The organism is Pseudacidovorax sp. 1753, assembly GCF_040544975.1.
GTDB lineage: Bacteria > Pseudomonadota > Gammaproteobacteria > Burkholderiales > Burkholderiaceae_C > Xenophilus.
Window position 1 is genome coordinate 117,873 of record NZ_JBEPKY010000017.1, and the last position, 22,790, is coordinate 140,662.

Consider the following 22,790-nt stretch of genomic DNA (forward strand, 5'->3'; position numbering starts at 1 on the left):
TCACGGATCGATTCTGTGAACTTATATTTTCCTGGTCAAGCTTTTTGTTTGCTTTGGAAAATAAAAAGCGGTGCCGAAGCCGAGTCAGAGTCGTGTCAGTACGCGGAAGGCATTGCCCTCGGCGCGCGCGAGATAGATGGGCACACCGCTCGGTTCGCCGGCCTCGAAGGCGGCGTCGCGGGCGCTGCGGTAGGCGATGGTGCCGACGCTGGTGGGGCGGCTGCGGCCGGTGCATTCGCCGCGGTCGAGCAGCGCGGCCAGGAAGTGCATGCCCTCGTAGGTGGACTGGCCATGGGTGCTCAGCGTGGGCGCGCGCTCGCCGAAGTGGGCGCGGTAGCGCGCCTTGAACGCCAGGTTGGCGTCGGTGTCCAGCGTGGCGAAGTAGCCGCAGGCGGCATAGAACTCCTCGGCGTTGTCGGCGCCGAAGCCCAGCAGCTCGTTCTCGCCGGCGCCGCAGGTCAGGCGCAGCATGTGGCGGTGCAGGCCCGCACGGCCGAATGCACGGTTGAACTCGATGGAATCCTGCCCCACCAGCGACACCAGCACCGCGTCGGCACGGGCCTTGCGCACGGCATCCAGCACGGCCGAGAAGTCGGTCGTCTCGAAGGGCACGTAGCTTTCGCCCACCAGTTCGGCCCCGGTCTCGGCGATGCAGGTGCGCGCGATGCGATGCGACATGCGCGGCCAGACATAGTCGTTGCCCACCGCATACCAGCGCCGCGGGCGCTTGCGCTCGCCCAGCCAGCGGATGGCCGGCCGCAGCTGCCGCTCGGCGGTCTCGCCGATGGCGAAGACGCCGGGGCTGGCCTCGCCGCCCTCATACAGCGGCGTGTAGACGATGGGAATGCGCCCGCCCACGGCGCGCAGGATGCGGTGGCGCACGGCACTGGTGTGCATGCCGACGATGGCATCGATGTCGCCGGCCTGCACCAGCTCCGTCAGCGTGGCCTCGATGTCGGCCGCGTCGTCCGCAGCGTTCACCGTCAGCAGCCGGCAGGCCCGGCCGCCCAGCCCCGCCTCCCGGTTGAGTTCGGAGACGGCCAGCTTGGCACAGGCCAGCGCCGACGGCGCCCAGATGCCCGCGAAGCCGCCGAGCGGCACGCACAGCGCGATGTTGAGTTCATGGCTCGCGAGCAGCGGGCGCTGCAGCCGACCGGCGGGCAGGCGCGGCGTGGCGGGTCCTGAGGATGGGAACATCGAGAACTCCGGGACAGTGCACCAAGTTGGCAACAGGAGGGACAGCGTCGCAAAAACTGCGCCAATGCTTTCCAAGGCAAGGGTTGCGCGCTACCATCGGAAACCCTTCCCCCACGCGCCGACGTGAGCCATGCCTGAGAAAGACATATCGCAGTACCTGGCCTATCTGCTGGCCTCCGCCAACCGGCGCATGCGCATCGGCTTGGCGCAATCGATCGCCGCGGAAGAGGTGACCGAGGAGCACTGGCGCATCCTGCAGGTGCTCGCCGACGAGCAGGGCCGCTCGATGGGCGACTTGGCCGAGGCGGTGCTTCTCAACCACCCCGCGCTGACCAAGAACATCGACAAGCTGGTTGCCCGCGGCCTCGTCCAGCGCGCGGCCGATCCGGCCGACAGCCGGCGCGTGCTGGTCTACATCAGCGACCTCGGCCTGGAGACGGTCGCCCGCCTGCGCAAGAGCGTGGATGCCCATCACAGCCAGATCGAAGAGGCGCTGGGCCCCCGCAAGACGAGCCAGCTCAAGAAGCTGCTCGAATCCTTCATCGACGAGACCGAGCCGCACTGAGGCACGCATCGCGCCGCGGCCTGATTCCGCCGCCGGTGGCGCGGCGTCCGCGGGTCCGCCGCTATACCAAGGTATAGCCGCGCCATCCTTCCCGCATCCCTGACCGACCGAATGCGCGCTGGCTCCTGCGGCGCGTCACGGCGACCATTGCCGCATCGGCCCGGCCATGGCGGCAGCACGACAGCGGCACGCACCCGCCGCCGTTGACGCACGACCCGCCCTGCCGATGCGGCGACGCCCTGCCGGGCGCGTCCGGCTGACATCCATCTGACCTGACCCTGGCGACGCCCGCTGCCGAGCAGCGGGCGATGGCCGCGCCACGTCCGTCGTTCTCTCACACCGCCCGGAAGACGCCCATGAAGCCGATCCCCGCCCTCGCCCTTCTGCTGTGCCTGGCCACGCTCGCCGGCTGCGATGCCGGCCGCTCCGCACCCACCGCCCAAATTCAGGCCACGCCCTCCGATGGGGCGCGCCAGCACCAGGACACCCTCATCCGCGTGCCCGAAGGCTCCGCCCTGCGGCAGGCTCTGGTCGTGGCGGCCGTGGCGCCGCAGCCCTTTGCCCCCACGCTCGAAGCCCCCGGCACCATCGAGGCCGCACCCGAGCGCCTGGTGAAGATCGTGCCGCCGCTGGCCGGCCGCATCGTGCGGCTGCATCACCAGCTGGGCGATGCGGTGAAGGCAGGCGATCCGCTGGTCACGCTGGATTCGCCCGACCTGGGCGCCGCCTATCGGGACGACGCCAAGGCCCAGGCCGCCCTGCTGCAGGCCCGCCAGGATTTCGAGCGCCAGCAGACGTTGAACCAGGCCGACATCGCCGCCGCCAAGGACCTGCAGGCCGCCCGCCAGACACTCGTCGCCGCCGAGAGCGACGCCCGCGCCGCGCGGGAGCGGCTGGCTCAACTGGGCGCGCCGGTGGATGCCGCATCGCGCCGCGAATACGTGCTGCGCGCCCCCATCGCCGGCCGCGTGGTCGACATGAGCGGCGCCCTGGGTGGCTACTGGAACGACACCACGGCCTCGCTGATGACCATGGCCGACCTGTCCACCGTCTGGCTGGCGGCCAGCGTGCCCGAGAAGGACATCGCCGCCCTGTCGGTGGGCCAGGCGGTGCACATCGCGCTCGATGCCTATCCCGGCCGCAGCTTCGAAGGCAAGGCGCGCTACATCGGCGACCTGGTCGATCCCGACACCCGCACCGTGCGCGTGCGCGTGGCCATCGACAACCGCGAGCGGCTGTTCAAGCCCGGCATGTATGCGCATGCCACGCTGGAAGGGCCCGCGCAGCCGGCGCTGCTGATCCCGGCGACCGCCGTGCTGCAGAGCGGGCTGGCCACGCGCGTCTTCGTCGAGCAGGCGCCCTTCCAGTACGAATCGCGTCTGGTGGTGCTGGGCCGCTCGTCCGACGACAAGGTGGAAGTCATTTCGGGCCTGAAGGCCGGGGAGCGCATCGTGGTGCAGGGCGGAGTGCTGCTCAATGATTGAGAAGCTCGTCGCCCTCGCCTTCCAGCGGCGCGGCATCGCCTGGCTGCTGTTTGTCTTCGTGGCGCTCTACGGCTACTGGAGCTGGAAGCAGCTGCCCATCGAGGCCTATCCCGACATCGCCGACGTCAGCTCGCAGATCGTCACGCAGGTGCCCGGCCTGGGCGCGGAGGAGGTGGAGCAGCAGATCACCGTGCCGCTGGAGCGCGCCCTGCTCGGCACGCCCGGCATGCACGTGCTGCGCTCGCGCAGCCTGTTCGCGCTGTCGCTGATCACCGTCGTCTTCGAGGACGGCACCGACGGCTACTTCGCCCGCCAGCGGCTGCAGGAGCGCATCAACGCGGTCACCCTGCCCTACGGCGCCTCGCCGGGGCTGGATGCCTACACCTCGCCCACCGGCGAGATCTACCGCTACACGCTCGAATCGAAGACGCGCAGCCTGCGCGAGCTGTCGGAGCTGCAGTTCTGGACCGTGATCCCCCGCCTGAAGAAAGCCACCGACGTGGTGGACGTGGCCAACTTCGGCGGCCTCACGACCCAGTTCATGCTGGAGCTGGAGCCCGACAAGCTTCAGCAGTACGGCCTGTCGCTGCAGGACGTGAAGGATGCGCTCAACAACAACAACGCCACCGGCGGCGGCAGCATCGTCGACCGTGGCGAGCAGAGCTACGTGGTGCGCGGCGTGGGCCTGCTGCGCTCGCTGGACGACATGGGCAACGTGGTGGTCAAGACCAAGGCCGGCGTGCCCGTGCTGGTCAAGGACCTGGGCAGCCTGAGCTACGGCAACGTCGAGCGCCGCGGCGTGCTGGGCAAGGACGCCAACCCCGACACCATCGAAGGCATCGTGCTGCTGCTGAAGGACCGCAACCCCTCCACGGCCCTGGCCTCGGTGCACGAGGCGGTGCAGGAGCTCAACGAGCACATCCTGCCCAAAGACGTGAAGGTGGTGCCCTACCTGGACCGCACCTCGCTGATCGAGGCCACGCTGCACACGGTCTCGTCCACGCTGATGGAGGGCATGGTGCTGGTGGCGGTGGTGCTGCTGCTCTTCCTGGGCAGCCCGCGCGCGGCAGCCATCGTGGCGCTGACGATCCCGCTGGCGCTGCTGATCGCCTTCATCTTCATGCACCAGTTCCACATCCCGGCCAACCTGCTGTCGCTGGGTGCCATCGACTTCGGCATCCTGGTGGACGGCGCGGTGGTGCTGGTGGAGAACATCCTGCGCCGGCGCGAGGAGGCGGAAGGCCGGCCGCTTTCGGCCAGCGACGCCATCGAGGCCACGCTGCAGGTGGCGCGGCCGATCTTCTTCGGCATGGTGGTGATCGTGTGCGCCTACCTGCCGCTCTTCGCCTTCCAGCGCATCGAATACAAGCTCTTCTCGCCCATGGCCTATGCGGTGGGCGCGGCGCTGGCGGGCGCGCTGCTGGTGGCCCTCACGCTGATTCCAGGGCTGGCCTGGCTGGCGCTGCGCAAGCCGCGGCGCATCGTGCACAACCCGGTGCTCGAATGGCTGGCGGTGCGCTATGGGCGCTTCCTGGCCCACACGGTGGGCCGCGCGCGCGGCGTCCTCGTGGCCTGCGCCCTGTCGCTGGTGGCGCTGGTCGGCCTGTTTGCCACCACCGGTCACGACTTCCTGCCCTACCTGGACGAAGGCTCGCTGTGGCTGCAGGTGCAGATGCCGCCGGGCATCACCCTCGCCAAGGCCGCGGCCATGGCCGACGAGCTGCGCACGGCCACGCTGGCCTTCCCCGAGGTGTCGTACGTGGTCACGCAGACCGGCCGCAACGACGACGGCACCGACTACTGGACGCCCTCGCACATCGAGGCCAGCGTGGGGCTGCATCCGTACAGCGAATGGACATCGGGCCTCACCAAGCAGGAGCTGATCGACCGCATGGCGCAGCGCTTCGCGCAGATGCCCGGCTACACGGTGGGTTTCATGCAGCCCATGATCGACGGCGTGCAGGACAAGCTCTCGGGCGCCCACGGCGACCTCACGGTCAAGGTCTTCGGCGAGGACCTGGCGCAGATCCGCAATGTGGCCAACCGCGTGGCCCAGACGCTGCGTCGCGTGCCCGGCGCCGCCGACGTGGCAGTGGATGTGGAGCCGCCGCTGCCCAACCTCAAGATCGAGCTCGACCGGGCCGCCGCCGCGCGCCACGGCATCAACGCCGCCGCGGTGGCCGACCTGATCGCCACCGGCGTGGGCGGCACGCCCATCGGCCGGCTCTACGTGGGCGAGAGGAGCTACGACATGACGGTGCGCTTTCCCGAGAAGGCCCGCGCCAGCGTCGATGCCATCGGCAACCTCACGCTGAAGTCGGCCACGGGCGAGCAGGTGCCGCTTTCCGCCGTGGCCAAGTTGAGCACCGTGGCCGGCGAAAGCGTCATCGTGCGCGAGATGGCCGAACGCAACATCATCGTGCGGCTGAATGTGCGCGGCCGCGACCTGGCGGGCTTCCTGAAGGACGCGCAGGCCGCCGTCGCCCACGACGTGACGCCCGCCGACACGCATGTTCAGCTGCGCTGGGGCGGCCAGTTCGAGAACCTGGAGCGGGCCCAGGCCCGCCTGGCGCTAATCCTGCCGATGACGCTGGGCCTGATGTTCCTGCTGCTCTTCGGTGCCTTCGGCAACCTGCGCCAGCCGCTGCTGGTGCTGGCCGCGGTGCCGCTGGCCATGCTGGGCGGGCTGGCGGCGCTGCACCTGCGGGGCATGACGCTCAACGTGTCGAGTGCGGTGGGCTTCATCGCGCTCTTCGGCGTGGCGGTGCTCAACGGCGTGCTGATGCTGTCGCAGATCAACCGGCTGCGCACCGAAGAAGGCCGGTCGCTGCGCGAGGCGGTGCTGGAAGGCGCCCGCAGCCGCATGCGGCCGGTGCTCACCACCGCCACCGTGGCCGCCCTGGGCCTCACCCCGGCCATGCTGGCCACGGGGCTGGGCAGCGACGTGCAGCGGCCGCTCGCCACCGTGGTGGTGGGCGGGCTGGTCAGCGCGACGGTGCTGACGCTGGCGCTGCTGCCGGCGCTCTACCACCTGATCGAAGCGCGGCTGGAGCGGCGGCGTGCCTCGCCCGCCTCACATGACATCCCGACGCAGGAGGTCCAGCCGTGACAACCCTCCGACTCCGCTCACTTCTTCCCGTGCCGCTGCTGGCCCTGCTCGGCCTGGTTCAGGGCTGCGCCGTCGGCCCGGACTTCCACGCGCCGGCCGCACCCGCCACACCGTCGGTGGCCGCGGCGCCCCTGCCCGCGCGCACGGCCGAGGCCGAGGGCCCGGCCGGTGGGGCGCAGCGCTTCGCCCTGGGCCAGGGCGTCGCCTCGCAATGGTGGAAGGCCTTCGGCTCCCCCGGCCTCGACGCCCTTGTCGATGCTGCGCTGGCCGCCAGCCCCGACCTGCAGGCCGCCGAGGCCGCGTTGCGCAGTGCGCAGGAGACGGCCCTCGCCCAGCGCGGCGCCTTCTGGCCCACGGTGGACGCGAGCTACACGCCCACGCGCCAGAAGACCTCCGGCGCCCTCTCCAGCCCGCTGGCCGACGGCGACATCACCCGCTACACGTTGCACACGGCGCAGCTCAGCATCGGCTACGCGCCCGATGTCTTCGGCGGCACGCGCCGCGCCGTGGAGGCGCAGGACGCGCAGGTCGACGTGCAGCGCTGGCAGCGCGAAGCGGTGGGCACCACGCTGGTCACCAACGTGGTGAGCACCGCGATCCAGGAGGCCGCGCTAAGCGCGCAGATCGACGCCACGCAGCAGCTGGTCGAGCTGGCCACCCGCCTGCTCGACGGTGCCCGCCGCCAGCATGCGGCCGGCCAGATCGGTGGCGTCGACATCGCCGCCCAGGAGAGTGCCCTGGCCCAGGTCCAGGCCACGCTGCCGCCGCTGCAGAAGCAGCTGGCCGCGCAGCGCAGCCGGCTGGCGGTGCTCACCGGCCGGCTGCCGGGCGATCCGCTGCCGCAGCAGTTCACGCTCGATGCGCTGCAGCTGCCGGCCGAACTGCCGGTGAGCCTGCCCTCGCAACTGGTGCAACAGCGCCCCGACATCCGCGCCGCCGAGGCCCAGCTGCACGCGGCCGCCGCCCAGGTGGGCGTGGCCACGGCGGCGCGCCTGCCCGACCTCACGCTCACGGCCACGCTGGGCGGTTCGGCGCTGGGCGTGTCGCAGCTGCTGCGCAGCGGCGGCTTCTGGTCGGTGGGCGGCACGCTGCTGCAGCCGGTCTTCCACGGCGGCACGCTGCTGCACCAGCAGCGCGCCGCGCAGGCCGCCTACGAGCAGGCCGAGGCGCAATACCGCAGCACCGTGCTCACGGCCTTCCAGAACACCGCCGACACGCTGCAGGCCATCGTGAGCGATGCCGACACGCTGCGCGCCACCGCCGCGGCCGAGGCGGCCGCGCGTCGCAGCCTGGCCGCCGTGCAGCGGCAGCGCGAGGCCGGTGCTGCCGCCCAGGCAGACTTGGTCCTGGCGCAGCAGACGCTGCAGCAGGCGGTGCTGGCCACCGCCCAGGCGCGCGCCGCCCGGCTCGGCGACTGCGTGGCGCTCTACCAGGCCCTCGGCGGCTGGTGGCAGGTGGCCGACAGCTCGGCGCGATAGGCTGGCGCCGCGGTGCAAAGCCGAGCCTGGAACGCCCTCTCCATCAGCCATGGGCGCGTGCACCCACGATCCGGAGACAAGACCATGAAGGCTTCACGCTGGCATCGCCTCGCCCTGCTCACCCTGCCCGCCACCCTGTTCGGCCTGGCGGGTTGCGCCGCCCTGCCCGGCCGCGAGGTGCAGGCCGGCGGCGCCTACTGCTTCCTCAACCCGCTGGCACATGGCCACCACGGGCCCTGCCTCGACGGACCGCTGCCCGACGCCGACACGGCCCAGCAGGCCTGGCACTTCGCACCCGACCCGCAGGCCCTGACCGTCTACGTGGTGCGTCAGAACTGGAGCGACGGCCCGCACCGCGTGGCCGTGTCCCTGGACGGCCAGCCGCTGGCGGACACGCTGCCCTCGACCACACTGCGCCTGCGCGTGCCGCCGGGTGCGCATGCGTTCACGCTGCACGCCGAAGGCCACCCGCCGCACACCATCTCGCTCGATGGGCGTGCGGGCGAGGTGCATTACCTGCACATCGCCACCCTGGCCGGGCTCTGGCACATGGACTACGGGTGGGAGCTCGAGCCCGACGCCGTACTGCAGGCCCGGGCACGCCGCACGCGGCTGGTGGCCGATCTGCGGGAGGACCCCACGCGACCGACGAAATGAAGCCATCGATCCCCCCGGCACGGCGTGCCGCTCTTCTTCGGGTGCGCGGTCGCGGCGCACCGCGCGTCACGTCCGCCATCGCCGCCGCCCTCGCCCTGCTGCTGGCCGGCGCCGCCAAGGCCGAGCCGGTCGAGGCGCCCGCCGCGACACCCGAGCAGGAATGGGGCACCGCCTTCCAGTCCACCTACGTCTGGCAAGACAAGGCCGCTTTCCCCGCCGCCTATTCCGGCAACAACAGCCTGGGCACCGAGCGGGCGCTGAGCTATTCGTTCACCGTCACCGCCATGGTCGGCATGCGGCCCTGGCGGGGCGGCGAGCTGTATTTCAATGCCGAGGGCGCCCAGGGCGTGCCGCTGTCGGGCCTCACGGGCCTGGGCGGCTTCACCAATGGCGAGATGGCCCGCTCGGCCACGCCCAACCTGGGCCTGTACCGCGCCCGTCTCTTCCTGCGCCAGACCTGGGGAGAGGGTGGCGGCGAGGAAGTGCAGGCCTCCGGCCTCACCCAGCTCGCCGGCACCGCCGACCGGCGCCGCTGGGTGCTGACCGCCGGCAACCTGTCGGTGCTGGACGTGTTCGACAACAACGCCTATGCCCACGACCCGCGCACCCAGTTCCTCAACTGGGCCTTCATGACCTACGGCGCCTACGACTATGCGGCGGACGGGCGCGGTTACTCCTGGGGCGCGGTGCTGGAGCGCTACCACGACGACTGGGCCCTGCGCGCCGGCCGCTTCATCCAGCCCTACGAGCCCAACGGCCAGCCGCTGGATCCGCGCTTCCAGCGCCACTACGGCGACCAGGTCGAGCTGGAGCATGCCCACCAGCTGGACGGCCAGCCCGGCAAGCTGCGGCTGCTGGTCTTCCGCAACCGGGCGCGCATGGCCAGCTTCAAGGACGCGCTGGCGCTTGCGCAGGCCACGGGCGACACCCCAAGCCTCGACGCCGTGCGCGGCGGCGACCGCAGCAAGCGCGGCATCGGCCTGGGGCTGGAGCAGGCCGTGGGCGACGACCTGGGCCTCTTCGCCCGCTGGAGCCGGGCCGACGGCGGCACCGAGACCTATGCCTTCACCGAGATCGACCGCTCGCTCTCCGCGGGCGCCCTGCTGCGCGGCAGCGCCTGGGGCCGGGGTCAGGACACGGTGGGCGTGGCCGCCGCGGCGAACGGCCTCTCGCACGCACGCCGCGACTACCTGGCGGCAGGCGGCATGGGCACCTTCCTGGGCGACGGCGCATTGCGCTACGGCACCGAAACGGTGGTGGAGGTTTTCTACGCCATTCAGGTGACCCGGGCGTTCTGGGTGACGCTCGACTGGCAGCACATCCGCCATCCCGGCTACAACGCCGACCGCGGGCCGGTGCATGTCGGCTCGGTGCGGCTTCACACGGAGTTCTGACCGGACTGAGGGGCCGCACAGCCTCGCGGAGCCCCACCTCCACGCGCCCCGGGGGACGAGCCGGCCCCTGTCACCCTGGTCCGTCCTGTCCTACACCGAATGGGGAGATCTTGTGACGACCAGTGTCATGAAATTTCATCAATGTTCACGCCACTAAAGAATTGCAATCTGCCAAAAGGTGAGGTTGCGTTCTTCGGACCAGCTGTCGCAGCGATCGACGGGTGGCGCGTTCATGGCCATTTCGGGGAGTTTCGTTGTCCGTTGTTTCGTCTCTCGACCCCGCCCGGTGCGCGCACTGGTCGGCGGCCTGTGCGTTTTCACCCTTCGCGAGCGCCGAGTACCGGGCCTGGATCGCACGCGAATCATCGTCTGCCGACGCCGAGCGCGAAGCGCTGCGCGCTGCCCTGACGGCGGTCCCCCACCCCGCTGGCATCACCTTCGTCGTCGCCGACGACACACATGATCGCGCGGTGCGGGCGACGCTGTCGTCGCTCGCCGCGCAGGTGTGCCTGCAGTTCGACGTCCTGCTCAGTTGCAGCCCCGCACGCCAGGCGGCGATGTCGGGTGTCCTCGCCCTGGTGCCGCAGTCGCTGAAGGTGCGTGTCATCGTCGCCAGCGAGGACGATGTCACCGTGCCGGCGCTGCAGCAGCTGGCACTCACCCATGCAGGCGGCGAACATGTCGGCCTGCTCAGCGCAGGCGACCAGCTTGCGCCCACGGCGGTGGCTGCCCTGCGGATGACGCTCGCGCGCTGGCCCGAGACCGACATCGTCTACGCCGACGAGGACTGGATCGCCGCCGACGGCACGCGCTGCAGGCCGCGCTTCAAGCCGGGCTGGGATCCAGAGGCCCAGCTGGGCTTCGATCTGCTGGAAGGCCTGTGCCTGTTCCGCCGCGCCGAAGTGCTGCACAGTGGCGGGCTGCGCCCCGAGTTCGGGCCTGCCGCGCGCTATGAACTGGGCTGTCGGATCGGCCTGCCGCTGCCGGCCTGGCGGGTGCGGCACATTCCTGCCGTCCTTTGCCATCGGCGCATACCGCTCGCACCGGACAGTGCCGCGACGGCCCGCGCGATCGAAGCCTATGCCGCGGCGGCACGTCGGGCCGCCCAGCAGGTGGCGTCGATACAGAGCGGCACCCCCGTCGAGGTGGCCCCGTCGGTCCTGGCCCCCGTCGTCAACTGGGTGCGGCGCCCGTTGCCGCAGCCCGCGCCGCGCGTCAGCATCCTGGTGCCCACGCGGGACCGCGCGGATCTGCTCGCCAACTGCCTGAGCAGCCTGCTTCGGCATACCGACTACCCCGATCTGGAAGTCGTGGTGCTCGACAACGACAGCACCGAGCCCCAGACCCATGCCCTGTTCGCACAGCTGCGCCAGGACCCCCGCGTACGCATCCTGAAGACGCCGGGCGCGTTCAACTTCTCGCGCATCAACAACCTCGGCGCCCGTGCGGCGACCGGCGCGGTCCTGCTGTTCCTGAACAACGACACAGAGATCCTCGATGCGAACTGGCTCAAGGAGATGGTGGCGCAGGCCATGCGACCGGACATCGGCTGCGTCGGCGCCAAGCTGCTGTACGCCGACGGCACCGTGCAGCATGCCGGGGTGATCCTCCAACCCGACCGGCTGGCCATGCACGTGTCCCGCACGGACGATGCGATGGCGCCCGGCGCGGACGGCAGACTGGCCGGCGCCCGCGGTTACCTCGCAGTCACCGGCGCCTGCCTGGCCATCCGGCGCGAGGTCTTCCAGCTTCTCGGTGGCTTCGACGAGAAGCACCTGGCCATCGCGTTCAACGACGTCGACCTCTGCCTCAAGGCCACCGACGCCGGCTACCGCAACGTGTGCACGCCGTTCGCGACCCTGTTGCACCTCGAAAGCGTGTCGCGCGGGCACGACCACGCCAACGAAGAAAAGCAGCAGCGCGCCGCGCGCGAGCTCGGACACATCACCGCCAAGTGGCCGGACCGCTTCGCGGAAGACCGGTTCCACAACCCCAACGTGCGGCTGGACTGGTACACGGGCACGCAGCTGGCCGCCTATGAAGCGCGGTGGCAGCTCGCCCGCTAGTGAACGCCATCGATCTGAAGAGAGGCCTCGGCACACGCCGAGCGGCAATACATGCAAGACACCCCCGTTCATCTTCCCGCCGTCGAGTGCACGCGCCTTGACCGCTCTCTCGACGTCCTGACGGACCCGGCGCTGGCGCCGCTGTTCTGGACACCCCATCTGCTGGGAAAGCCCAGCGCGTGGTGGACCCACACCCCCTTCGCCTTCTGGCTGGTGTCGGCCTGCAGGCCCCGCACGCTGGTGGAGCTGGGAACGCACAACGGCGTGTCGTACGCCGCCTTCTGCGAGGCCGTGGCCCGACTGGAGACAGGCACGCGCTGCTACGCGGTGGACACCTGGGCGGGCGACGAGCACGCGGGGCACTTCGACCCCCAGGTCTACTACGCGCTGCGCGATTTCCATGACAAGCACTTCAGCGCCTTCTCCGAGTTGCTGCAGTCCACCTTCGACGACGCCCTGCCCTATTTCGCCGACGGCTCGGTCGACGTGCTCCACATCGATGGCTTCCACACCTACGAAGCGGTGCGCCACGACTTCGAGACCTGGCTGCCCAAGCTGTCCGACCGGGCCGTGGTCCTGTTCCACGACACCAACGTCCGCAGCCGCGACTTCGGGGTGTTTCGCTACTTCGCCGAGCTGATCGGCCAATACCCGTCGTTCGAGTTCCTGCACGGGCACGGCCTGGGCGTCCTGGCGGTCGGCCGCAACGCGCCGGCCGCGATCAAGGCCCTGTGCAAGCTCGAGGCCGACAAGGCGGACGCCGTGCGCACCCGCTTCTCGCACCTGGGCACGCGATGGTTCGTGACCACACGCGAGCAACTGGGCAGTGCCGAGCTCAATCAGCGCCTGCAAGCGGCACAGACCCAGCAGGTGCAGGCCGAGGCCGAGCTGGCGCAACTGCGCGCCGAGCGGTCCGCCGCGACGGAAAGCAGCACCGTCGAGGCCGACTCGCAGCGCAGTGCCGAACTCGAGACACTGGCGCAGCAGGCCCAGGCGGCCGAGGCACGTGCCGCGCAGTCCGAGGCGCGGGCCGAGCGCGCCGAGGCCACCACGCACGCGACGCAGTTGGTGCAGCAGCAAGCGGGACGCCGGGTGGCGGAACTGCGCCGCATGGTGGCCCAGCTGACCACGGAACTGGCCCAGGCGCAGGAACGCGCGGTGACCGCGGACCGGCAGGCAGGCCTTCAGCAGCAGATCGCCGTCGCCTGGAAGGAGCGCGCCCAGGCACAAGGCGAACACTCCCGTGCGCTGCTGCAGCGCTTTCGCGACGTCCAGACCGATCCCGCTGCGCAGGCCAAGGCTGCGGAGCCGGGACGGCTTCGCCGCATTGCGAAGCGTCTGCGCAACCGGAAGATCGCCATCGGCGAGACCTGGGAGACCGAGACCATCCGCCGCTCCCCGTACTTCGATCGCGCCTGGTACCTGCTCACCTATCCCGATGTCGCGTCAGCGGGGCTGGACCCCGCGGACCACTACCTGAGATACGGTGCGATCGAGGGCCGCGACCCGGGCCCCCTGTTCTCGTCCGCCACCTACCTGTCCCAATACACGGATGTGGCAGCGGCGGGCCTCAATCCGCTGCTGCACTACATGGAGCACGGCATCGAGGAAGGGCGCCACGCCGCCGTGCACGGCCTCTCGCAGGGCGAGCCCGCCCTTCCAGCCCTGTCGGCCCGGCCCTTCTCCATCTTCTACGTGTCCGGCGAACCCGACACCCCCGGGCACATCTACCGCGTGACCCGGTACATGGAGGCGGCGCGGATGAATGGCGTGCCCTCGGAGTGGGTGCGCCTGGACCAGCTGCAGGACAAGCTGTCGCTGACCGCCCAGCACGATGTGATGATGCTGTGGCGCACGCCCTGGACGCCCGCACTGCAGGAGGCGGTCGCCCGCATGCGCGCGCAGGGCAAGATGGTCGTGTTCGACATCGACGATCTGATGGTCGAGCCGGACCTCGCCCAGATCAAGTTCATCGATGGCATCCGCTCGGACGGCCATGTGCCCGAGCATGTCCGGGCGCATTTCGCCAACATCCGCCGCGCGATGCTTGCCGCCGACATCTGCCTGGCCAGCACCCAGGAACTGGCCTACCACATGCGCTGGGCCGGCAAGAGCACCCACGTCGTGCCCAATGGCTTCGACCACGGCACGCTGGAGCTTTCGCTTCGCAGCGCGCAGGCGTGGCGCAGCACGCGCAGCGACGACCTGATCCGCATCGGCTACGCCGGCGGCTCACGCACCCACCAGCGCGACCTCGGCCTGGCCATCGAGGCGATTGCGCGCGTGCTGCGCGAGAACGCGCGTTGCCGGCTGGTCCTGTTCCAGACGCTGGCGGGCGTGCGCCTGGTCGAAGTGGAGGAATTCCCGGCGCTGGAAGGACTGGAGGACCGCATCGAGTGGCGGCCCTTCCAGACGCTGGAGACCCTGCCGCAGGAGATGGCGCGCTTCGACATCAACATCGCACCGCTGGAGTTCGGCAACCCCTTCTGCGAAGCCAAGAGCGAACTCAAGTTCTTCGAGGCGGCACTGCTGCATGTGCCCACGATCGCCTCGCCCACCGGCCCCTTCCGCCGCGCCATCTCGCACGAAGCGACCGGCCTGCTGGCCTCCGACGGCGACGACTGGTACCGCTGCCTGTCCCGGCTGGTCGACGAGCCGGCGCTGCGCGACGGGCTCGCCGCCGCCGCACATCTCAGCGCCCTGGCGCAGTTCGGTCCTCTGCAGCGCGCGGCGCGGTTCGGTTGCGTGCTCGATCAACTGCGTGGCGACGTCCAGGCCGCGCGGGGGTTTGCGCTGGACGCGCGCATCCGAGCGACACCGTGGCGCAGCCCCACGCTGGTGCCGTCCACCGTGCTCTTCGAGCATTGGGCAGCGGAGCCGGAGGTGGCCGAGATCTCGGTGATCATCCCGCTGTACAACTACACGCAATTCATCGTCGAGGCGCTGGAGTCGGTGCAGGCCCAGAGCCTGGCGGTGCTGGACCTGATCGTGGTGGACGACTGCTCCACGGACGCCTCCCTGGACACGGCACTGGCCTGGGTCCGCGAGAACGCCCACCGCTTCAACCGGGCAGTGGTGGCGAGGAACGCGGTCAACAGCGGATTGGCCATGACCCGCAACGTGGGCTTCGGACTTGCACGGACACCCTACGTGCTGCCGCTGGACGCCGACAACCGGCTGCTGCCGACCTGCTGTGAAACGCTGCATGGCGTCATGCGGGCGAACGCCGTGGCCTTTGTCTATCCCACCATCCAGCACTTCGGCGCCTCGCGCCGCACCATCAGCGACGCGCGCTACGAACCGCAACGCTTCGTGGCGGGCAACTACGTGGACGCCATGGCCCTGGTGGCCAAGGAGGCCTGGGCCATCGTCGGCGGCTACGACCACGTGAGGCACGGCTGGGAGGACTACGACTTCTGGTGCCGGCTCGCCGAGCAGGGCCAGCGCGGCCTCTGGGAGCCCCAGACACTCGCCGAATACCGCGTGCACGCCGCCTCGATGATCAAGACGGAAACCACGGCGCCCGAGAACTACCGGCGCCTCATGGACGACTTCAAGACGCGGCATCCCTGGGTGTCGTTGATCGACGAGCAACTCGCGCTGCAGGCAGCGCGCGCCAACCGCAGCTGACCAACCGTCGTCACACGGGCAAAGGCGGTGAGCCCCTGCACCGCCGGAACCGGCGTGTGCAGCATGGCATCGTCACGACAGGGCGCGCCCGTGCGGCTGCGCGACGGCCGCCAACCTGGCCACGTCGCGCACAATCCCGCCTGGCCGCATGCCGCACTCCCGGCGTGCATGACGGTCCTCGCTGCGCGCCGCACCATGCTCCTCCTGGCCCAAACCCGCTCCGTCCTCCGCGTCGCCCTCGTGGCCGTGGCGATGGCGGCCATCTTCGTGGCGGACACGCTCACCAACTACGAGGTGGCGGCGGCGGTGCTCTATGCGGTGGTGGTGCTGTCGGCCGAGCGGGCGCTCCAGCCGCGGGCGCTGCGCGCCCTGGGCATGGCGTGCATCGCGATGACGGTGCTGAGCTTCATGCTCACGCCGCGCGGCCACTACCACGCCGGCCTGATCAACATGGGCCTGAGCGTGTCGGCCATCGCCATGGTGACCTGGCTGGTGCTGCGCATGCAACGCGCCCGGGCCGCGGCGCAGGCGGCACAGGCCCGGCTGGAACGCATCGCCCGGGCGCAGAACCTGTCGGGCCTGACCACCTCCATTGCGCACGAGTTGAACCAGCCGCTGGCGGCCATCGTGACCAGCGGCAATGCCGCCCAGCGCTGGCTGGCGCAGGCACCGCCGCAACTCGACAAGGCGCGCCAGGCCCTGCAGCGCATGCAGGCCGATGCCGAGCGGGCCAGCAGCGTCATCGCCCGGGTGCGCCGCCTCACGCGGGGCGAACCGCCCCAGGCCAGCCGCTTCGACCTCAACGCCAGCGTGCGCGAGATCGTGGCGCTGTCGCAAGACCGGCTGCAGGAAGAGGGCATCGACCTGCACCAGGCATTGGCCGCCGGACTGCCGCCGGTGTGGGCCGATCCGGTGCAGGTGCAACAGGTCATCGGCAACCTGCTGCTCAATGCACTCGACGCCATGCCCGCCGCGCCCGGCGCGCGGCGCGAGGTGCACATCGACACCGCCCGCGAGGGCGACACCGTGGTCTTCTCCATCCGCGACTCGGGCATCGGCCTGGCGCCGGAGGTGCAGGCCCACCTGTTCGACGCCTTCTGGACCACCAAGCCCCAGGGCATCGGCATCGGCCTGAGCATCAGCCGCACCATCGTCGAAGCCAACGGCGGCCGCATCTGGGCCGAGCCCGCCGCCGGCCTGGGGGCGGTGTTCCGGTTCAGCCTGCCCGCCGCCCTGCAGGAGAAGCTGCCTTGACCCCGCCGACCTCGCCCGCCGACGCGGAACCCATCGTCTATGTGGTCGACGACGACCATTCGGTGCGCGCCGCGCTGGAAGACCTGCTCGCCTCGGTCGGGCTGCGCGCCATCGGCTTCGGCGCGACGCGCGACTTCCTGGCCCATCCCCGCGAACCGGCCCCGGCGTGCCTGGTGCTCGACGTCCGCATGCCGGGCCAGAGCGGCCTGGACTTCCAGCGGCAGATGCGGGCCACCGGCATCGGCCTGCCCGTGGTCTTCATCACCGGCCACGGCGACATGGCCATGGCGGTGGAGGCCATGAAGGGCGGCGCCATCGAGTTCCTGCCCAAGCCCTTCCGCGAGCAGGACCTGCTCGATGCCATCCACCAGGGCATCGCCCGCGACCGCGAACGCCTGGCGCAGGAAGCCGCGGGCGCGGACCTGCGGGCGCGCTGGGCCCTGCTGACGCCGGGCGAGCAGGCCGTGGTGCGCCTCGTGGTGCAGGGCCAGCTCAACAAGCAGATCGCCTGGCAGCTGCAGCTGAGCGAGGTCACGGTGAAGGTGCGGCGCGGCCAGGCCATGCGCAAGATGCAGGCGGCCTCGCTGGCCGAGCTGGTGCGGATGGCGGACCGGCTGGGCGACGTGGGCTGAAGCGCCGAGACTCACCGGCCAGGAGGGCACGCGCTGCGAGCGGCGCGCTCGCAGCCACCCCGCGCGGCCCTCAGGCCGCAGGCGCCACCGACGCGCCCTCGATCCCGTGCCGCGCCAGCGCCTCGGCCACGAAGCCGCTGGCCTTGGCCTCTTCCACGAAGGCGGCCAGTGCGGTGGCCGCGGCCTCGCCCCGGCTGTTTGGCGTGCCCATGGCCTGCTGGATCACCATGAAGCGACCCGGCAACAGCCGCAGGCCGCCGATGCGCGCGGCATCCGCCTGCAGCTGCTGCTTGACGCCGGCCGCGACGTCGGCGCCTTCGGCGATGAAGCTGTCGACCACCGCCGGCGAGGTGGGCGCGCGTTCGATGGTGGCGGCCTTGAGTTCGCGCGTCAGGTACAGGTCGTACGCGCTGCCCTTGCCCACCATCACCCGGGTGCCGGCGCGGTCCACCTCGTCGTTGGACTGCAGGGGCGAGGCATCGCGCACCAGGTACGCGCCCTCGATCAGCACATAGGGCGCGGTGAAGCGGATGCCCTCGCCGCGCAGCGGGTCGATGGCGAAGAAGCCGATGTCCGCGTCTTCGGCCTTCACCGCTGCCACCGACGCGGCCGCGGTGTCGAACACCGCCAGCTCAAGGCCTACGTCCAGCTTCTGTGCGAACGCGTGGGCCAGATCGACCGAGACACCCCCCACCTCGCCGGTGTCCGCGTCGCGGCGGGCCAAAATGGGATTGCCGAGGTTGATGGAGGCGCGCAGCACGCCGCGCGGCGCAAAGGCGGCCGCGACGGCCGGATCGATGAGGGACATGGTGGACTCCTTGGAAGCGGGCCAAAAAAGACGGGGCCGGCAGGGCCGCCCCCGAACCGACCCGATCATCGTCGACGTGCCTGACGCCTGGCGTTGGCGCAAGCGCCACTGCCAGGCGCTGAAAGCCTTTTGACAGCTTGCCTTGTGCACCATGCGCTCCAGCCCGGCCGGCATCGCGCTGGCCGGGCCGAATTCTTTTCTGGCGGACCTCGCCGCCGCGCCCCTAGAACAGTTCCGGAGACGACGCCATGACGCACCACGACCCGCTCGCCCAACCCGCCCTGCCCACCCGCCGCCGCCTGCTGCAGGGCGCCGCCGCGTCCGTGGCCGCCGGCGCCCTGCCCCATCTGGCCTTTGCCCAGGACGGCTGGCCCACGCGCCAGGTGCGCTTCGTGGTGCCCTTCGCGCCGGGCGGCTCGTCCGAGATCGTCGCGCGCTCCACCGCGGCCGAACTGGGCAAGACCCTGGGCCAGAGCGTCTACGTCGACAACAAGCCGGGCGCGGCCGGCAACATCGCCATGCAGGACGTGGCCCGCGCCGACGACCAGCACACGATCATCCTGGGCCACATCGGCACGCTGGCGGTCAATCCGTACATCTTCGCCAAGCTGCCCTACGACCCCAACAAGGACTTCAAGCCCGTCAGCCTGCTGGCCAAGGTGCCCAGCCTGTACGTGATCCATCCGGACGTGCCGGCCAAGAACCTCAAGGAATTCGTCGCCTATGCCAAGACCCGCCCGGGCCGCCTGAGCTACGGCTCGGCCGGCAACGGCAGCGCCGGCCACCTGGCCATGGAATACCTGAAGATGAGCGCGGACATCTTCATGCTGCACGTGCCCTACAAGGGCACCGGCCCCATGCTCACCGACCTGATGGCCGGCCGGCTGGAGGCCTCGGCCATCGGCGCGGCGGCCGTGATTCCCTTCATCAAGTCGGGCAAGCTGCGCTGCATCGGCACCGGCTCCACCCGTCGCCTGCCGCAGTTGCCCGACGTGCCCACCGTGGCCGAGCAGGGCTTCCCGGGCTTCGAGATGACACAGTGGTACGGCATGATGGCCCCGGCCTCGATGACACCGGCCCACCTGGCCAAGCTGTCGGCCGAAACGATGAAGGCCGCCAAGTCGCCACCGGCCCTGGAGCGCATGAGCGCCGATGCAGCCGAGGTGGTGGGCGGCACGCCGGAGCAGTTCGCGCAGTTCATCGCGGCCGAGCAGGCCCGCTGGCAGAAGGTCATCGCGCGGGCCAACATCAAGCCCGACTGAGCGGCGCCGCCGGCTGCCGACGCGGCCCGGGCCGCAGCTAGCATCGGCCCCCATGCGCATCCTCCTGGCGGAAGACGAACACACCCTCGGCACCTGGCTGTGCCGGGCGCTGGAGCATTCGGGCATCCAGGTCGAATGGGTGGACGACGGCCGCCTCGCCGACCGGGCCCTGCAGCAGCGTGACCATGACGCCCTGGTGCTGGACCTCGGCCTGCCGGGCCTGGACGGCCATCGCGTGCTGCAGCGCCTGCGCGAGCGCGACCAGCGCATTCCGGCGCTGATCCTCACCGCACGCGATTCGGTGGACGAAAGGGTGGCGGCCCTGAACGCGGGCGCCGACGACTTCCTGGCCAAGCCCTTCGCCCTCGCCGAGCTGGAGGCACGGCTGCATGCGCTGGTGCGCCGCGCCCGCGGCGTGGAGCATCCGCGCCTGGCGTGCGGGCCATTGGTCTACGACAGCACCCGACGGCAGTTCACGCTGCACGGCGAAGTGCTCGCGCTGTCGCCGCGCGAATCCGCCGTGCTGCGGGCGCTGGCGCAGCGCACCGGCGAGCCGCTGTCCAAGCAGCAGATCATCGACCGCGTGTTCTCGGACCAGGACGAGGTGAATCCCGAGGCGGTCGAGGTGCTGGTTTACCGCCTGCGCAGGCGGCTGGAAGGCAGCGGCGCGCGCATCGTCACCCTGCGCGGGCTGGGCTATGTGCTCGAGCCGGACTGAGCCGGCCGCAACCGCGGGACGAGGACTGCGGTCGCGCGTCGCGCGCTGGCTGCAGCGCAGCAGCCTGTGGCAGCGGCTGGCCCTGCTCCTGCTGCCGGGGCTGGCGGCGGTCACGGCGCTGGAGCTGTGGATGACCCGGCACGATGCGCTCGAATCCGCCAACGCGGCCTACGACCGCTCGCTGCTGGGCGCCCTCAAGTCCATCGACGCCAACATCTCCACCGCCTCGGGCGGCCTCTCGCTGGAGATGCCCTACACCATGTTCGAGTTCTTCGAGCTGACGGCGAGCGGCCAGGTGTTCTTTCGCGTCGCCACCTCCGACGGGCTGGTCGAACTGGGCAGCGCCGACTTCCCGCAGCCGGGCACCCCGCCGCCCCTGGGCGTGCCGGTGTTCTACGACGCGGTGTACTTCGGCGAGCCGGTGCGGCTGGCCGCCTACGAGCGCGAGCTGGAGCGCGCGCCCGCCGGCAGCACGGCGCGCCGCGTGATGATCCAGGTGGGCGAAGGCACCCAGTCGCGCGAGGTCTTCAGCGCCCGCTTCGTGCGCAGTGCCGCCTTGCGCGACCTGCTGGTGCTGCTCCTGCTGCTGGGCGGCACCACGGCCGCGCTGCTGGCAGCGCTGCGGCCGCTCTCGCGGCTGGCGCAGGAGGTCGAGGAACGCGCGCCCGACGACCTGAACCGCATCTCGCAGGAGAACCTGCCGGCCGAGATCCGCCCGCTGGTGGCGGCCGTCAACCGGCAGATGGCGCGCACGCAGGAGCTGGTGGCGCTGCAGCGCCAGTTCCTGGACGACGCGTCGCACCAGCTGCGCACCCACCTCACCACGCTGCAGATGCAGGTGGACTATGCGCGGCGCGAGCAGGACGCGGGCATGGTGCAGGATGCGCTTGCCGCCCTCAAGGCCGAAATCGCCAGCGCCACGCGCAGCGCGCAGCAGCTGCTGGCGCTGGGCCGAAGCGACACGGTGCCGGTGGAGGCCGCACTCTTCGACGCTGGGGAGTTGCTGCGTGAGGTCGCGCTGCAATGGCTGCCGGCCGCCCGCCGCAAGCGCATCGACCTGGGCATCCAGCCCGAGGAAGGCGCACCGGCCGCCTTCGGAGACCGCCATCTGCTGCGCGAGGCTTTCGCCAACCTGGTGGCCAATTCCGTGGCGTACACGCCCGAAGGAGGAACCGTGACGCTGCTGTCCGGCAGCGACGCGCAGGGCTGGCAGCTGGCCGTCGAGGACAACGGCCCCGGCCTGGATGCCGAGGACCTTGCGCGCCTGGGCCAGCGCTTCCAGCGCGGCAGCGGCGCGCGGCCGGGCGGCTTCGGCCTGGGGCTGGCCATCGCGCGCTCCATCGCCCAGCGGCATGGCGGCGAACTGCGGCTGCTGGACCGTGCGCCATCGTCCGGCCTGCATGCCGAGATCTGGTGGCCCCGCGACCGCCGCGCCGACACTGCAAGAACGACAGGAGACACCCATGAGGCATCGCACCCCGGCACGCCCACGTGATCGCCGCCAGTTGCTGCTGCGGGCCGTCGCAGCCCTGGTGCTGCCTGCGGGCACGCCAGGCGCTGCCCTCGCCGCCGCAGCCGCCGCCCCCTTGCCGGCCATCCCGGACCCAAGCGTCCTGGCTGCCGAATGCGTCATTCCGGCGAAGGCCGGCGGGGGTTTCGCGCTCACCTGCGCATTGGCGCGCGACGCCCTGCAGGCGGTGCGGCCGCAGCGGCCCTCGCTGGGCCAGCGCTTCCTGCCCGGCGGCATCGGTGCCCTCGCCTTCGACCAGATCGCCACCGGGCGCATCGGCGGCCCCGGCACGCTGGTGGCCTTTTCCGGCGGCTCGCTGCTGAACATCGCGCAGGGCCGCTTCGGTCCGCACCCCGTCTCGGCGGTGCGCTGGCTTGCGTTGCTCGGTGCCGACTATGGCGTGATCGCCGTGCACCGCGACTCGCCCTACCGCCGGCTTCAGGACCTGGTGGAAGTGCTGCGCGCCAAGCCCGGGCGCATTGCCTTCGGCGCCGGCGGTACCGTCGGCAGCCAGGACTGGGTGAAGGCCGCCCTGCTGGTGCGGGCCAGCGGCGGTGACCACAAGGCCATGCGCTTCGTGGCCTTCGAAGGCGGCGGCGATGCACTGAATGCGCTGCAGGGGCGTCATGTGGACGTGTTCTGCGGCGACGCCGCCGAAGCCGCCCAGGCCGTGGCTGCCGGCGCTTCACTGCGCTTCCTGGCCGTCTTTTCGGCCCAGCGCCTGGGCGGCGTACTGCAGGGGGTGCCCACGGCGCGCGAGCAGGGCATCGACATCGTCTGGCCCACCGTGCGCGGCGTCTACCTCAGCGCCGATGTGCCCGAGCCGGCGCTGCACGCCTGGACCGCCGCGTTCGAGGAGGCGATGAAGGCGCCAGGCTATGCGCAGCTGCTGGCCCGCCATGCGCTCTATCCCTTCGCGCTCACCGGTCCAGCCCTGGCGCGCTTCGTGGAGGCGGAGCTGGACAAGTACCAGAAGCTGGCCGCGGAACTGGGCCTGCGCCGCTGGAGCCGCACAGGCAGCTGAGG

The 22,790-nt window shown here is 71.0% G+C and carries 16 protein-coding genes; 14 read left to right on the forward strand and 2 right to left on the reverse strand.

Translation table 11 applies throughout. The features are described from left to right. Positions 1-84 precede the first annotated feature (84 nt). Positions 85-1,197 (reverse strand): substrate-binding domain-containing protein, encoded by a 1,113-nt coding sequence (locus ABIC63_RS21040; protein WP_354321228.1) that lies wholly within the window; start codon positions 1,195-1,197, stop codon positions 85-87. 130 nt (positions 1,198-1,327) lie between these two features. Here ABIC63_RS21040 and ABIC63_RS21045 point away from each other — a divergent pair, with 130 nt between their 5' ends. The 10 genes from ABIC63_RS21045 to ABIC63_RS21090 all read left to right on the forward strand — a co-directional run bounded on the left by ABIC63_RS21045 (position 1,328) and on the right by ABIC63_RS21090 (position 17,466). Next, on the forward strand, positions 1,328-1,762 hold the full coding sequence (locus ABIC63_RS21045) for a MarR family winged helix-turn-helix transcriptional regulator (RefSeq protein ID WP_234195278.1): 435 nt from the start codon (positions 1,328-1,330) through the stop codon (positions 1,760-1,762). Positions 1,763-2,118: 356 nt separating this feature from the next. Then, entirely contained in the window at positions 2,119-3,246 is a 1,128-nt protein-coding gene (locus tag ABIC63_RS21050; RefSeq protein ID WP_354321229.1) for an efflux RND transporter periplasmic adaptor subunit, read from the forward strand. Continuing rightward, positions 3,239-6,355 (forward strand): efflux RND transporter permease subunit, encoded by a 3,117-nt coding sequence (locus ABIC63_RS21055; RefSeq protein ID WP_294371047.1) that lies wholly within the window; start codon positions 3,239-3,241, stop codon positions 6,353-6,355. The genes ABIC63_RS21050 and ABIC63_RS21055 overlap by 8 nt, the downstream gene beginning before the upstream one ends. Beyond that, complete coding sequence (locus ABIC63_RS21060; RefSeq protein ID WP_354321230.1) at positions 6,352-7,833, forward strand: efflux transporter outer membrane subunit; 1,482 nt, start codon at positions 6,352-6,354, stop codon at positions 7,831-7,833. The genes ABIC63_RS21055 and ABIC63_RS21060 overlap by 4 nt, the downstream gene beginning before the upstream one ends. 84 nt (positions 7,834-7,917) lie before the next feature. After that, positions 7,918-8,490 (forward strand): hypothetical protein, encoded by a 573-nt coding sequence (locus ABIC63_RS21065; RefSeq protein WP_294371053.1) that lies wholly within the window; start codon positions 7,918-7,920, stop codon positions 8,488-8,490. Continuing rightward, positions 8,487-9,884: a carbohydrate porin gene (locus tag ABIC63_RS21070; protein WP_354321231.1), complete on the forward strand. Its 1,398-nt coding sequence runs from the start codon at positions 8,487-8,489 to the stop codon at positions 9,882-9,884. The genes ABIC63_RS21065 and ABIC63_RS21070 overlap by 4 nt, the downstream gene beginning before the upstream one ends. Before the next feature lie 254 nt (positions 9,885-10,138). Beyond that, positions 10,139-11,950 carry a glycosyltransferase gene (locus ABIC63_RS21075; protein WP_354321232.1) on the forward strand — a complete coding sequence of 604 codons (1,812 nt, stop codon included), beginning with the start codon at positions 10,139-10,141 and terminating at the stop codon, positions 11,948-11,950. A 51-nt stretch (positions 11,951-12,001) separates the two neighbouring features. Continuing rightward, complete coding sequence (locus ABIC63_RS21080) at positions 12,002-15,580, forward strand: class I SAM-dependent methyltransferase (RefSeq protein WP_354321233.1); 3,579 nt, start codon at positions 12,002-12,004, stop codon at positions 15,578-15,580. Between the two features lie 195 nt (positions 15,581-15,775). Next, the gene (locus ABIC63_RS21085; RefSeq protein ID WP_354321234.1) at positions 15,776-16,834 is read left to right on the forward strand and encodes a sensor histidine kinase; all 1,059 of its coding nucleotides are present in this window, start codon (positions 15,776-15,778) and stop codon (positions 16,832-16,834) included. After that, a complete protein-coding gene (locus ABIC63_RS21090; RefSeq protein WP_354321235.1) occupies positions 16,831-17,466 on the forward strand; it encodes a response regulator transcription factor in 636 nt (211 codons plus the stop codon). Before ABIC63_RS21085 ends, ABIC63_RS21090 begins: the two co-directional genes overlap by 4 nt. Before the next feature lie 70 nt (positions 17,467-17,536). On the opposite strand, the gene ABIC63_RS21095 is transcribed toward ABIC63_RS21090, so the two are convergent. Next, positions 17,537-18,274, reverse strand: coding sequence for a transporter substrate-binding domain-containing protein (locus tag ABIC63_RS21095; RefSeq protein ID WP_354321236.1), 738 nt, complete (start codon positions 18,272-18,274; stop codon positions 17,537-17,539). 248 nt (positions 18,275-18,522) lie between these two features. Here ABIC63_RS21095 and ABIC63_RS21100 point away from each other — a divergent pair, with 248 nt between their 5' ends. Genes ABIC63_RS21100 through ABIC63_RS21115 form a run of 4 tightly spaced genes read left to right on the forward strand, consistent with a single transcriptional unit; the run spans position 18,523 to position 22,788 of the window. After that, positions 18,523-19,536: a Bug family tripartite tricarboxylate transporter substrate binding protein gene (locus ABIC63_RS21100; RefSeq protein WP_354321237.1), complete on the forward strand. Its 1,014-nt coding sequence runs from the start codon at positions 18,523-18,525 to the stop codon at positions 19,534-19,536. A 52-nt stretch (positions 19,537-19,588) separates the two neighbouring features. Beyond that, positions 19,589-20,254 (forward strand): response regulator, encoded by a 666-nt coding sequence (locus ABIC63_RS21105; RefSeq protein ID WP_354321238.1) that lies wholly within the window; start codon positions 19,589-19,591, stop codon positions 20,252-20,254. Further along, positions 20,235-21,749, forward strand: a complete 1,515-nt coding sequence (locus ABIC63_RS21110; RefSeq protein WP_354321239.1) for a sensor histidine kinase — start codon at positions 20,235-20,237, stop codon at positions 21,747-21,749. The genes ABIC63_RS21105 and ABIC63_RS21110 overlap by 20 nt, the downstream gene beginning before the upstream one ends. After that, positions 21,718-22,788: a Bug family tripartite tricarboxylate transporter substrate binding protein gene (locus ABIC63_RS21115; protein WP_354321240.1), complete on the forward strand. Its 1,071-nt coding sequence runs from the start codon at positions 21,718-21,720 to the stop codon at positions 22,786-22,788. The genes ABIC63_RS21110 and ABIC63_RS21115 overlap by 32 nt, the downstream gene beginning before the upstream one ends. The last annotated feature ends 2 nt before the right edge of the window (positions 22,789-22,790 follow it).

What these genes read in the sequence shown, in the direction of transcription:
- ABIC63_RS21095 (WP_354321236.1), bottom strand. Translation starts at nt 18,274, where the DNA reads ATGTCCCTCATCGATCCGGCCGTCGCGGCCGCCTTTGCGCCGCGCGGC.
- ABIC63_RS21055 (WP_294371047.1), top strand. Translation starts at nt 3,239, where the DNA reads ATGATTGAGAAGCTCGTCGCCCTCGCCTTCCAGCGGCGCGGCATCGCC.
- ABIC63_RS21045 (WP_234195278.1), top strand. Translation starts at nt 1,328, where the DNA reads ATGCCTGAGAAAGACATATCGCAGTACCTGGCCTATCTGCTGGCCTCC.
- ABIC63_RS21040 (WP_354321228.1), bottom strand. Translation starts at nt 1,197, where the DNA reads ATGTTCCCATCCTCAGGACCCGCCACGCCGCGCCTGCCCGCCGGTCGG.
- ABIC63_RS21100 (WP_354321237.1), top strand. Translation starts at nt 18,523, where the DNA reads ATGACGCACCACGACCCGCTCGCCCAACCCGCCCTGCCCACCCGCCGC.
- ABIC63_RS21115 (WP_354321240.1), top strand. Translation starts at nt 21,718, where the DNA reads ATGAGGCATCGCACCCCGGCACGCCCACGTGATCGCCGCCAGTTGCTG.
- ABIC63_RS21070 (WP_354321231.1), top strand. Translation starts at nt 8,487, where the DNA reads ATGAAGCCATCGATCCCCCCGGCACGGCGTGCCGCTCTTCTTCGGGTG.
- ABIC63_RS21110 (WP_354321239.1), top strand. Translation starts at nt 20,235, where the DNA reads ATGTGCTCGAGCCGGACTGAGCCGGCCGCAACCGCGGGACGAGGACTG.
- ABIC63_RS21105 (WP_354321238.1), top strand. Translation starts at nt 19,589, where the DNA reads ATGCGCATCCTCCTGGCGGAAGACGAACACACCCTCGGCACCTGGCTG.
- ABIC63_RS21065 (WP_294371053.1), top strand. Translation starts at nt 7,918, where the DNA reads ATGAAGGCTTCACGCTGGCATCGCCTCGCCCTGCTCACCCTGCCCGCC.
- ABIC63_RS21085 (WP_354321234.1), top strand. Translation starts at nt 15,776, where the DNA reads ATGCTCCTCCTGGCCCAAACCCGCTCCGTCCTCCGCGTCGCCCTCGTG.
- ABIC63_RS21080 (WP_354321233.1), top strand. Translation starts at nt 12,002, where the DNA reads ATGCAAGACACCCCCGTTCATCTTCCCGCCGTCGAGTGCACGCGCCTT.
- ABIC63_RS21050 (WP_354321229.1), top strand. Translation starts at nt 2,119, where the DNA reads ATGAAGCCGATCCCCGCCCTCGCCCTTCTGCTGTGCCTGGCCACGCTC.